9 protein-coding genes are annotated in these 12,325 nt (G+C 70.1%); 5 read left to right on the top strand and 4 right to left on the bottom strand.

Annotated elements, in window-relative coordinates:
* The first annotated feature begins 265 nt into the window (after window positions 1–265).
* Both Vlu01_RS08350 and Vlu01_RS08345 read left to right on the top strand, forming a co-directional pair.
* Entirely contained in the window at window positions 266–1,951 is a 1,686-nt protein-coding gene (locus Vlu01_RS08350) for an AMP-binding protein (RefSeq protein ID WP_203996230.1), read from the top strand.
* Window positions 1,944–4,424, top strand: coding sequence for a penicillin acylase family protein (locus tag Vlu01_RS08345; protein ID WP_203996228.1), 2,481 nt, complete (start codon window positions 1,944–1,946; stop codon window positions 4,422–4,424). Before Vlu01_RS08350 ends, Vlu01_RS08345 begins: the two co-directional genes overlap by 8 nt.
* On the opposite strand, the gene Vlu01_RS08340 is transcribed toward Vlu01_RS08345, so the two are convergent.
* Entirely contained in the window at window positions 4,387–5,370 is a 984-nt protein-coding gene (locus tag Vlu01_RS08340; protein ID WP_203996225.1) for an LLM class flavin-dependent oxidoreductase, read from the bottom strand. The genes Vlu01_RS08345 and Vlu01_RS08340 overlap by 38 nt on opposite strands.
* Before the next feature lie 71 nt (window positions 5,371–5,441).
* On the opposite strand from Vlu01_RS08340, the gene Vlu01_RS08335 reads away from it, so the two are divergent.
* From Vlu01_RS08335 to Vlu01_RS08325, 3 genes are all read left to right on the top strand, one after another.
* The gene (locus Vlu01_RS08335; RefSeq protein WP_203996224.1) at window positions 5,442–7,046 is read left to right on the top strand and encodes an amino acid adenylation domain-containing protein; all 1,605 of its coding nucleotides are present in this window, start codon (window positions 5,442–5,444) and stop codon (window positions 7,044–7,046) included.
* An 8-nt stretch (window positions 7,047–7,054) separates the two neighbouring features.
* Window positions 7,055–8,908, top strand: a complete 1,854-nt coding sequence (gene asnB, locus Vlu01_RS08330) for an asparagine synthase (glutamine-hydrolyzing) (RefSeq protein WP_203996223.1) — start codon at window positions 7,055–7,057, stop codon at window positions 8,906–8,908.
* Between the two features lie 93 nt (window positions 8,909–9,001).
* Window positions 9,002–10,513, top strand: coding sequence for an AMP-binding protein (locus Vlu01_RS08325; RefSeq protein ID WP_239095782.1), 1,512 nt, complete (start codon window positions 9,002–9,004; stop codon window positions 10,511–10,513).
* Here the strand turns inward: Vlu01_RS08325 and Vlu01_RS08320 are convergent.
* From Vlu01_RS08320 to Vlu01_RS08310, 3 genes are read right to left on the bottom strand one after another with little or no spacing between them, the layout of a single operon-like run.
* Complete coding sequence (locus Vlu01_RS08320) at window positions 10,506–11,507, bottom strand: BtrH N-terminal domain-containing protein (RefSeq protein WP_203996221.1); 1,002 nt, start codon at window positions 11,505–11,507, stop codon at window positions 10,506–10,508. The two genes, Vlu01_RS08325 and Vlu01_RS08320, sit on opposite strands and share 8 nt — an antisense overlap.
* Before the next feature lie 26 nt (window positions 11,508–11,533).
* Complete coding sequence (locus Vlu01_RS08315; RefSeq protein ID WP_203996219.1) at window positions 11,534–11,836, bottom strand: phosphopantetheine-binding protein; 303 nt, start codon at window positions 11,834–11,836, stop codon at window positions 11,534–11,536.
* Window positions 11,837–12,211 (bottom strand): bleomycin resistance protein, encoded by a 375-nt coding sequence (locus Vlu01_RS08310; protein ID WP_203996218.1) that lies wholly within the window; start codon window positions 12,209–12,211, stop codon window positions 11,837–11,839. It abuts the gene before it with no gap.
* Window positions 12,212–12,325: the final 114 nt, after the last annotated feature.

The following is a 12,325-nucleotide window of genomic DNA, read 5'->3' as shown; positions in this document are numbered from 1 at the left end:
ACAGCAAAATCCACGATCACACCGCCTGCACTGACACCGTTATCCAAAACGTCACGATCCAGGCGGGTGCCCGATCACCTTGGAGATCGCCGTCTACCACTTGCAAGATCGTTCACCTCTGCTGAAAGTCGAGGCTAGTCGATCAAACAAGCGGTCGCAACACCTCAGCGACCACTGAGAATCACAAGATCAAGCCTGACCTGAGCAGGGTTGATGGATCGACATGCGCTGACTAACCTGTGTGATCGCTCAGTTTGGAGGTGACGTGGACGGCATCGCGATCACGCGGTCAAACGCATCGTCACAGAACGATCAGCCCGCCCTCGCGTGCCGGACACTCGCCTGGCTCGTCGACCCGCCAACGGACCGTGGCGTCCACTTCGCCACCGACGACGAATGGACCTTCCACTCGTACGCTCGGTTGTCCACACTCGTCTCACAGGCCGCCGCGCGGTTACGCGCCGCCGGCGTGCGTGAGGGTGACGTCGTGCCCATCGCCTGCGGCTCCTCGCCCACCTTCATCGCCGCCTTCTTCGGCGCGCTGCTCCTCGGCGCGTCGCCGTCCGCGCTGGCACCGCCGGGACGCTCCAGCGGTGACGGCGGCTACCTGGACCGGTTCGTGACGCTGGTACGGGCGACCGGCGGACAGACCCTGGTCACGACGGCCGACCTCGCGTCGACGTTCGAACCGGCCGCAACGGCCGCGGGCGTCACCCTGCTCGCCGACGTCACCGACGGGGACACCCCACTCACCGACCCGATCCTGGCGCCCCGGAACGCCATGGTCCAGTTCAGCTCGGGCTCCACCGGCACGCCGCGCGGCGTACGGATCTCGATGTCGGCCCTCGACGCCCAGGTGACCATGTTGCGGGACTGGATGTCGTTCACCGAGGCCGATGCGTATGCCTCGTGGTTGCCGCTGCACCATGACATGGGTCTCGTCGGTTGCCTCCTGTTCCCGATGGCCTACCGGGCCGACGTGCTGCTGATGCGGCCGGAGCAGTTCGTCCGGTCACCCTTGCGGTGGCTGCAGGCGTTCTCCACGCACGGCACGACCGCGGCCACCCCGCCGTTCGGATTGTCACACGTGCTGCGCCGGGTCCGGCCCGCCCAACTCCGTGGTTTGGACTTCAGCGGGTGGCGGACCCTCATCGTCGGTGCCGAACGGGTCGACAACGCCGCCCTGCGCGCCTTCGGTGAACTGCTCGCCCCGGCTGGTTTCCGGCCGGACGCGCTCCTGCCCGCGTACGGCCTCGCCGAAGCCACCCTCGCCGTGACCGGCGCCCGTCACGGCGGCCCGCGCAGCCTCACCGTCGACGTGGACTCGCTCCGCCCCGGCCAGCGCGTTCAACCGGTGGACCCGTCCTCCCCCCGGTCGATGACACTCACGGCCTGCGGCGGGCCGCTGTCCGGCGTACGGCTGGGCATCGTCGACGACGACGGCAGGCCGCTGGGTGTCGACATGCTGGGCGAGATCACCGTCGGGGGCGACGCACTGGCCGATGGCTACATCGTGGATGGCGTCCTGACCTCCTTCCACGACCCGATCCGCACGGGCGATGCCGGCTTCCTCCACGACGGTGAGCTCTACGTGGTCGGTCGGTTCGGCGACGCCACGAAGATCCTCGGCCGCTGGCTGTTCGCGGAGGACGTCGAACGGGCCGCCGTGGCGTTGTCACCGGCACCGGGCCGTACGGTCGCACTGGTCGGCGAGTGGGACGGCGACGTCACGGCGGTCATCGTGATCGAAGGCGACCTCGGAGCGGAGGCCGGGGCCATCGGTACGGCCGCGCGGGCCAAGGCGGACGCGGCGCGGGTGCGGGTGGTAACCGTGGACACCGGCTGGATCTCCCGGACGACAAGCGGAAAACCCCAGCGTAGGGCGATGTGGCAACGGCTGATCAGTGAGGATCACGGCATCACCCTTCGATGGGACTCCGCCGATGTCTGACCGGCGCACCCCGGTGGCGACCCGGCGTCCCAGCCGGCGCATCGCCATCGCGGCCGTGCTGACCATCTCCGCCGCGGTCCTGGTCGCGACGCCGGGATCGTCGACGACCGTCACGGTGCAGGGCGACACCTACCAGGCGGTCATCCGCCGGACCAGCTTCGGCGTCCCCCATGTGCTCGCCGCGGATCTCGGCGGCGCCGGGTTCGGCCAGGGCTGGGCGTACGCCGAGGATCGGTTCTGCGACCTCGCCGACCAGATCATCAAGATCCGCAGTCAACGGTCCCGGTGGTTCGGCCCCGGGCCCGACCGGGTCCACCTCGCCACTGACCTCGCTTACCTCGGACTCGGCCTGCGCGAACGGGCCGAAGCCCAGGTCACCGAACTGTCGCCACCGGTCCACGACCTGCTCAGCGGATACGCGGCCGGCTACAACGCCTATCTCGACGAGCACGGCGCCGCCGGGGTGCCCGGCTGGTGTGCCGGCCAGGACTGGCTGCCCCACGTCACGGTGGTCGACCTCCTCGCGTACCAACGCGACGTCGCGCTCTCGGCGAGCGGGCAACAACTCCTCGCGCCCATCGCACTGGCTCAGCCGCCAGGCGCGATATCGGCCGGCCCATTGACGTCCGCCCGCCGGAATCCGGCCCGGATCATGCCCGCCGGGCTCGCCAGGCTGCCCGAGGAACCAGGCGGCGTCGGGAGCAACGGCTGGGCACTCGGTGCCGAGCGGACCCGCTCCGGCCACGGCATGCTGCTGGCCAACCCGCACTTCCCCTGGCAGGGTGAACTGCGCTTCTGGGAGGTACACCTCACGGTTCCCGGTGTGCTCAACGTGTACGGCGCCGCGCTGGGCGGAATCCCCGGCGTCCAGATCGGCTTCAACGATCACGTGGCCTGGACGCACACCGTCGCTTCGGGATCGCGGTACACGTTGTACTCCGTCGACCTGGTGCCCGGTCGACCCACCACGTACCTGGTCGACGGCCAACCGGAGGAGATGACCGCGAAAGAGGTGACCATCTCGGTGGACTGGGGGTCGGGACAGCCCGAACCGGTGACCCGGACGCTCTGGTCCACCCGGTACGGTCCCGTGCTCGACCTCTCCAGCAGCGACGCGTCGCTGCGCTGGAGCACGCTCCGGGCGATCACCTACCGGGACGCGAACATCGACACCGGGGGGCTCACCCAGCAGTGGCTCGGCATCGCGCTCGCCACCGACGTGGCCGGTGTCCGCGACGCCATCGCACGCGACCAGTCGATTCCCTGGGTCAACACGCTTGCCACCGACGACAAGGGCAACGCCTGGTACGCCGACGCCTCGGCCACCCCGAACCTCTCCGCCGCCACCGCCGGGCAGTGGCGGCACAGCCCATACGGCGTGCTCGATGGCAGCGTGGGTGCGAACGCGTGGGTGGCCGAGCCCGGGGCCCGCGTTCCCGGGCTGGTCCCGTTCAGCCGACAGCCGCAACTGCTGCGGCGGGACTACGTGCTGAACGCCAACGACAGCCACTGGATGGTCAACGCGCATCAGCCGCTCACCGGCTACTCGCCGTTGCAGGGCACGGAAGGCACGCCGCTGAGCGCACGTTCCAGGGAGAACTTCCGGCTCCTGAACGATCGAGCCGCCAGCGGTCTCGACCTGTCCGGCCTGGGCGAGGCGGTGCTGTCCAACGACGCCCTGACCGCCGTCCTGCTACGCGACGCCGTGACCCGGGGCTGCCGCGCCCGCGGCGACCAACCGATCCGGGTCGGTGGTAGCAGCGTCGACCTGCGCCCGGGTTGCGCAGTGCTGCGGCGCTGGGACGGTCAATTCGACGTCGGCAGCAGCGGCGCGGTCCTGTGGCGGGAGACGATCCGGTCCGTGCTGCTGGCCCACCCTGACGCATTGACCCGCGCCGGCGCGCTGTTCAGCGTGGATTTCGACTCGCGGCGGCCGACGACCACGCCGAGTGGCGCGCCGGCCGATATCACACCGCTGCTCACCGGCCTCGGTGCCGCCATGCTCCGGCTGTCCGCCAACTCGTTGGCGCTCGACGTGAGCCTCGGCGACGTCCAATACACGCTGAAGGGCACGACCAGGATCCCCGTGCCGGGCTCCCACGAGCAGGTCGGCATCGCCAACGTCGTCGGGCATACCGCTCGGCCGGGAAGCTCGCTGGAGCCGGTTGTCGACGCCGGCCCACCGTCGGCGGACACCGATCTGACGGCCGACGGGTACGTGGTGAACACCGGCACGAGTTACCTGATGGTGGTCTCGTTCGGCACTCGGGGCCCCACGGCGCGGGCGCTGCTCACGTTCGGCCAGTCAGCCGATCCGGCGTCGCCGTATTTCACCGACCAGACGCGCCTGTTCACCCGGGGCCAGCTACGAGACTGCGCCTTCACCGAGGCTGCCATCGCCGCCGACCCCGAGCTGACCGTCCGAGCCGTGGCCACTACCCAGGCGGCCCGGCCAACTCGCGGGCGCGGGTGAGAAGTCGTTCGGCCCATCGGAAGTCGTCGTCGTGTGGCGCCAGGTCGAGGATGAGGCTCGCGAAGCCGGCGCTCTGGTGGGCGGCCAGCACTGGCGCGAGCGTCTCCACCCCGCCCACCAGGTACGGGCAGTCGGCGCGCATGCTACGCATCGGCTCGCGCCAGAACCACGTCGGCCGCTCGTTCGGCTCCTCCGCCTCGGCGAACGCCTGATGCCGCCAGGTCGCGTCGGTGTAGCGAAGCGCGGCCGCGCCGGCCGCCGCCAGATCCGGATCCGCGGGGTAGCGTTCCCGGGCCACCCGCCAGGCGTCCGCGTCGCTCTCCCGCACGATCAACCCGGCGTACGCCCCCTTCGACTCCCCCCGGTCCGGCGGCTGCGGGCGCCACATCCCGACGCTGACCGCCTCGATCGCCCTGGAGCACTGGGCAGCAGCCGGCGACTGCCCCGCGATGAAGGGCACGGGACGCAGCCCAGGCGGGGTGGGCAGGCGCAACCGCGCGCCGCGCAACTGGTAGAAGTCGCCGGTGACGGTCAGCGGTGCCGCGCCGTCGACCAGCGCCAGCACGATCTGTGCGTACTCGCGTAGCCGGTCGTAGCGCCGGTCGTGGTCGAGATCGTCGCCCAACGCCACCCGGTCGGGTGTGGCGGTGCCGGTGACGAAGTTCAGGAAGACCCGTCGCTGATACCGGTGGGTGAGCGCCGCGATCCACTGGGCTACCGCGAACGGATGGTGGTACACGGGGTTCACCGCCACCAGTGGCTCCAGCCGGGGCGTGCTGTCCAACGCGTGCTGCCCGACCAGCCACGGATCGAAGAGGGCGTCGTTGCCCGTGTGCGCCAGAACGCCCGTGAACCCGTACCGGTCGGCTAACCGGATCGTGGTGTCGATCTGCGACCACGCGGTGCGTGGGTCGCTACTCCGCGGGCTGATCGCGAAGATCCACATATCTCTCTCCCACGATAGGTGTGTTAACGTCGATGATCATCGCATCACGCCATGCCGACAGGGACCATCCGGTGGAGCGCGCACCACACGATGCAGCTCTTCGCGCGCGGCTCATCGCGAGCGCCCGCGCCCACCCCGACGCGATAGCGGTCGACGACGGCACCGACGCGTTGAGCTACCGAGAACTACATCGCCGCGCCGACGCCCTCGCGCAGGTCCTGCTCGCGGCCGGTGCCGGGCCCGAACGCACGGTCGCCGTACGCGTCGGACGCCGCTGCGACCTGCTGCTCGCGCTCTGGGCGGTGCTCTACACCGGGGCCGCTTTCGTGCCGGTCGACCCGACCGATCCGGTGGCGCGGCAGCGGGCAATCGTTGCGGACAGCGGCGCACGCCTGGTGCTCGACGCCGGCGAGGGTCCCCCGCTGACGGACGTCGCCGTTCCCAGGCTGGCGGTGCACACCCGCCCGGCACCGGGTACGCCACGGCTCGCACTGCCCGCGCTTCACCCAGAGAACCTCGCCTACGTCATCTACACCTCCGGCTCCACCGGCACGCCCAAGGGCGTGGCGATCCCGCACCGCGCACTCGTCGCCTACCTCGACTGGGCGGCCGAGCGCTACCGGGCCGGCGGTGCTGCCCTGGTGGCCACCTCGCCCGCCTTCGACCTCACCGTCACGGGCCTGTTCGCGCCGTCGCTGCGCGGCGGTACCGTGCGGCTCGTCGCCGGCGATGGCACCGCCGCGCTGGCCGCCCTCCTGGCGGCCCGTTCCTGGTCGATGTTGAAGCTGACCCCGTCGCACCTGGACGTGCTCGGGTCGTGGTGGAGCGTCGAACGGGACCGGCCGCCGGCCGTCGACATGCTGGTGATCGGCGGCGAGGCGCTGCACCTCCGGCAGGTGCGGCGCTGGCTCGCCGACGGCTGGGCCGCGGAGGCGGTCAACGAGTACGGTCCGACCGAAACAACAGTGGGCTGCTGTGTCCACCCGGTAGGCGGAGGCGATCCCGAGGCGGTGCCTATCGGTCACCCCGTGCCGTACGCGACGGCCGAGGTGCTGGTCGACAATGTCCTGACCAAGGCCGACGGTGTCCCGGCCGAGGTCGGCGTACGCGGCGAGTTGGCGGTGGGCGGGACCGGCGTCGGCCGCGGCTATCTCGGGCGGCCGGGACTCACCGCCGACCGGTTCCGTCCTGCCCCGGGCGTGGACGGCGGTCGATGGTACCGGACGGGTGACCTCGCGAGCCGCGATCGACTCGGTGTGCTGCGCTACCACGGCCGAATCGACCGACAGCTGAAGATCAGAGGTCATCGCGTGGAGCCGGACGAGGTGGCGGCGGTGCTGCGTACGGCGCCAGGCGTGCACGACGCCGCCGTCTGCGGTCAGCACCACACCGGGCGGGTCCGGCTCGTCGCGTACGCCGTTGTCCGACCCGGCACCACCGTTGAGCAGCGCGCGCTCCGAGACCACCTCGCGCGGCAACTCCCCGACCACTGCCTGCCGAGCCGCCTGTACATCGTGACGGCGCTACCGCTGACGCCGAACGGCAAGGTGGACTACCAACGCCTCGCCCAGGCCCCACCGGACGACGCGCGGCTGGACGCGCTGCGTGCCGTCGAGTCGCTCACCGACGACGAGGTGGAGCGGTTGCTGGCCGCCACCCGTCCGCCGACCGGCTAGGCGGGACCGTGTGCGGCATCGTCGCGATCTGGTCGCCGGACGCCGGCCTGGCCCCGGCAGACCTGGGACCCATCGAGGTCCTGCGCCACCGCGGCCCGGACTCCGTCGCCCGTTGGGTGTCCGCGACGGGCGAGGTCGGCCTGGCACAGTCCAGGCTCGCGGTGGTCGGCATCGCCAACGGCGACCAACCCGTACGCAACACCGACGGGAGCGTCCGCGCCGTCGTCAACGGCGAGTTCTACGGGTATCGACAGGTGCGGCGCGACCTGGCCAGGCGCGGCCACCACCTGGCCACCGAGTCCGACAGCGAGATAGCCGCGCACCTCTACGAGGAGGATCCGGACCGCTTCGTCACCGCCCTGCGCGGCGAGTTCGCCCTGGTGCTCTGGGATGAGATTCGACAGCGTCTGACCGCGGTCCGCGACCGGTTCGGCGTAAAGCCGCTCTTCTACACCTGGATCGACGGGCGCCTGGTGCTCGCGTCGGAGGTCAAGGCGCTGTTCGCGGCGGGTGCCGTCCGACGTTGGGACGAGGAGTCCTTTCACGACTACCTGCACGCCTGCTTCGGCCCCGACCGCAGCCTTTTCGCCGGCATTCACCAGCTTCCTCCGGGTGCGATGCTCCGCGTCGAGCGAGGCTCCTTACGGGTCAGCCAGTACTGGGAGCCGAACTTTCCCGAATGGTCGACGGGTCACGCGACGGAGGACGCCCACGAGGCGGTCCGGGACGCGGTCGAGGAGGCCGTGCGGTTGCGCCTCGTCGCCGACGTTCCCGTCGGCGCTCACCTCAGCGGCGGACTCGACTCGTCAAGCGTCGTTGGCGTGGCGGCCGCCCAGATCCCGCTGCGCACCTTCACGATCCGGTTCCCACTCGATCCCCGCGACGAGGGCGCGACGGCCGCACGCACCGCGGCAGCGCTGGGCACCCACCATCACGAGATCGCGGTGCCGGACAAAGTCTTCACGGCAGCGACCGTGGCGGCCGTCACCGCCGGGGAGATGCTCCAGGAGAACGGGCACGGCACGGCACGGCTGGCGCAGAGCACCGCGATCCACGAGGCGGGGTTGCGGGTGGCGCTCTCCGGCGAAGGCGGCGACGAGCTCTTCGCCGGGTACGACCACCTCCGGGCCGACCTGCGACTGAGCGCATCGCCGGAGGCGCTGGTGAGGGCGCGGCGCGCCTATCGCAGCCTCGCCGCCGGGCCCGTTTCCGCCACACTGACCGGCACGCTGTCGCGGCTCGGCTTCGTGCCCGGCTGGCTGATCAACCGCGCCATGCACACCGCGCTCCCGGTCGCCGCGCTGCTGCGCCCCGACTTCGCCGCACGTTTCGCCGGCCGGGACAGCCTCGGCGCGCTCATCGATGGCGCCCACGGGCAACTCGACGGGCGCTCGCCGGCGCACCAGTCGCTGTATCTGTTCCTACGGACCTGGTTCTGCAATTACATACTCGCGGCGGAACGGCTGGACATGGCACGCGCCGTGGAGGTACGCCTGCCCCTGCTCGACCATCACCTGTTCGAGGTGGCACGCGCCCTCCCGCCAGCCGAACTGCTGCGTGGCGACACGAAGCGGGTGCTGCGCGAGGCGATGCGTGGGTATCTCACCGACGAGGTGTTCCGGGCGCCGAAGCGACCGTTCTACGCGCCTCCCGGTGCAGGCGCGACCCGGTTGGCGGCGGTGCTGCGCCAGCGGGTCGACGATGGCGCGCTGGCCGACAACCCGTTCTTCGACCTGCGGGCCGTCCGTGCGTTCCTGGCCCGGATCGAGTCGGGTACGACCGCGCCAACCGAGGTGGAGGACCGGATGCTGCACCTGCTGTCCAGTGTGACGATTCTCCAGTCGGCCTATGCGCTGCGCTGATGCTCAGCTCTCGCCCGCTCGTAGTCGATCGACGCAGACAACTGAGGTGGTGCCTATGATGACGCTGACCTTGGCCGGCACGGGAGGAGGCACGTGACCACGCTCGGGGAGATGGTCGCGCGTACGGTGCGTGACCACCCGGATCAACCGGCATTGGACCTCGGCGGGACCGTGCTGACCTACCGGGAACTGTGGGACCTCGCTGGTCGCATCGCGGTGGGTCTGGTGGCCGCCGGGCACGCAGGCTCCCCGGTCGGCCTCTGCGCCAGCCGTACCTCGCTGGCCTACGCCGGCTACCTCGCCGCGCTGCGGTGCGGCGCGCCGGTGGTACCGCTGCATCCCACGTATCCGGCCGATCGCACCGCCCTGATGGTGACCGCCGCCGGCAGCGACACGGTCCTGCTCGACGACACGGTGCTCGACCCGGTCGAAGATCGACTGCGCGGGCAGGGGACGAGGACCCTCCGGCCGTCGTCGGCAGTCGGACAGCCGGTCACGGACCGGTTCGCCGCCCCCGACGCTGTGGCGTACATCTTGTTCACCTCGGGGTCGACCGGCGTGCCCAAGGGTGTACCGATCAGTCACCGCAGCGCACACGCCTACATCAGGCACAACATCGCGCGCTATGAGGTCGGGCCGGGCGACCGCCTGTCCCAGACCTTCGACCTGACGTTCGACCCGTCGGTGTTCGACCTCTTCGTGGCCTGGGGCGCGGGTGCCACGCTCGTCGTTCCGACCGGCAACGAGTTGGTCTCCCCCGCCCGCTATGTGCGGGACCGGGCCATCACCCACTGGTTCTCCGTGCCCAGCGTCATCAGCCTGGCACACGGCATGCGTGGCCTGTCTGCGGACGCAATGCCCGGGTTGCGTTGGTCGCTGTTCATCGGCGAACAGTTCACCTACGACCAGGCGCGGCTGTGGCGGCTGGCCGCACCCGCCAGCACCATCGACAACGTGTACGGCCCGACGGAACTCACAGTGGCCTGCACCGAGTACCGCCTGCCGGCGGATCCTGCCGACTGGCCGGCCACCAGCAACGGCACGGTGCCGATCGGGCAGGTGTACCCCTTCCTCGACCACGTGCTGCTCGACGACGACGGTGCCCCGACCGATGACGGTGAGTTGTGCGTACGAGGTGTGCAGCGCTTCCCTGGCTACCTTGATCCGCGCCGCGACGCGGGAGCCTTCACCTCGTACGACGGCACATCGGCCGTGCCCTACGACGGCGCCACCCCCCTCACGGCGCGACACTGGTACCGCACCGGCGACCGGGTACGGCACGAGTCAGGGACCCTTGTCCATCTGGGACGGATGGATCGCCAGGTCAAGCTCAACGGCTGCCGGATCGAACTCGGCGAGATCGAGTTCGCGCTGCGTCGGCACGCCTCCGTCGAGGAGGCGGTCGCCCTGGTCAGTCCTGACAAACGCACCCTGTGTGCGTTCTACACCGGCACCAGGTGCAACGCCCGGGAGCTGCGCCAGGCACTGCGCGAGCAACTACCGCCATTCATGATCCCTCGACGTATCGAGTGGCTGGAGCGGCTCCCGCTGAACAGCAACGGCAAGATCGACCGTCGCGTCCTGGCCGACGCTCTGGTCAGTTGACGAGCGCGGCCAGGCGGAGGACGTCCGCACGCTCCGCCGCGAAGGTCTCCTCCAGCGAGTCGGCGAGTTTCGTCAGGAACTTCCTGGTCGGCCGCTTGGCGGAGACGCCGTAGAAGAAGACCGCCCGCAGCTTGTCCAACCGGTATGAGGTCTCTCGGAACCCCTCCCCGATCTCACCAAGGTCGACGTCCAGGCGGTCACCGACCATCTCGACGAAGAGCGCGTTCTGGCGGCGTTGCTTGGCCATCGTGCCGAAGAACGTGACTCCCTGGACCACCAGCGCGTCACCGAGCTGCGGCTCGGTCTCGGCGAATGCGCGGATGTCGGCCAGGAAACGGCGCACCGCGTGTTCGCCGGTGGGTTGCTCCGACCCGTCGCTTCCCGTCAGGTACTCGCGCACGTTTCCGTCGAGCGCGGCGCGCAGCGACCCGGTCGTCGGCGGACGCACCTCGGTCGGGGCGCACAGTTCGATGGTGCAGCACGCGCCACCGGCCCACGCGAAGCCCTCGGCCAGTTCGGCGCTGCCCACCGCGGCGTTGAGCTCGTCGATCTGGATCCATCCCTGAAACGGGTTGCCCGGCAGGTCGTCACAGACGTACACCCGATCGGCGTTCCAGTCCTGCACCACCACCCGGTGCAGATGATGGATACGTTGGTAGAACAGCGACGGCCGGTAGTGGAACGTGTCGACGTTGATGCCGACGGCCCGCCCACGACTCAGCCCGTCCCGCACGGCGTCCCACTGAGCCACCGGGTCCGTGTGCGTGACGCAGCGCTCCTCGATGCCGTACCAGCGCCGGACGGAGTCCGGATAGGTGTACTGCCGTGTCTGGAAGCGGGTGAACGGCAGGTCGGTGGCGGGCCCGGCGGGCAGGTAGCGATACCCCCATTCGTCGCCCAGCACCCGCGCGTCGACACCGAGGTCACGCAGCAGGACGGTGTAGGTGTCCGCAAAGCAGTCCAGGCCGTTGTCGTACGCTCCCTGACGCGGCATCAAATCGCTCCCGGTCGTGTCGAGGGCTAGTCCGGTGGCACGGCGGATGGCGCACCGTGGAGAAGTGGCCCCAGCACACCCCAGAGCGAGCCGACGGTGGCGAACGTCTCGGCGGTGAGCTTGTCGTCGGGGATGCTCACGCCCAACCGTCCCTCAAGCGTCACCATCAGGTCGACCGTACCGAAGGAGTCCAGGCCGAGATCGAACAGCGCGTCGTCGTCGGCCAGTTCGACGCCCTCGTCCAGGTCCGGCAGGTGTTCACGCAACGTCTGCTCGAACTCGGGGCTCCACCGGGGGGATACCCGGTCCGATGCGACGTGGGGCCGCACCTACTCCCCCGGTCCGGCCACAATGTGCACGCAGTTGCCCGCCTGGTCGCGTACGGCGAACTCGCGGCCCCACGGCCGGTCGGTGATGGCGGTCATCGCGGGCTGGCTCGCGTCCTCGTAGTCGGTGGACAGCACCACCGACAGCTCCTCGAAGAGGGCATCGATGTCCGCCGCGATCAGCCACGCCTGGGTGTTGTCGGCAATGCGCTGGTCGTCGACCTGCCCGATATAGAGCTTGATGTCGTCGCGCGCCACGCCGGCAAACCCGTCGACGCTGAACGTGAGGGTGAAACCCATGACGTTGACCCAGAAGGCCGTGTTCGCCGCGACATCGCGCGCCGCCAGTACCGGGATCGCGGAGAGTAACTGCGGCACCGGAACCCCCTAGATCATGGACGATCCGGAACAGCTTAGGAACGGCTACCCCGGGTCGGCAAGCCGCGACCTGGGTTGACACAAGTCGATCAACCCCGGAAACATGGGCTCGGC

Origin of the sequence: Micromonospora lutea (assembly GCF_016863535.1) — a bacterium.
Taxonomy (GTDB): Bacteria; Actinomycetota; Actinomycetes; order Mycobacteriales; family Micromonosporaceae; genus Micromonospora; species Micromonospora lutea.
This window is presented reverse-complemented; position numbering and strand designations above follow the sequence as displayed.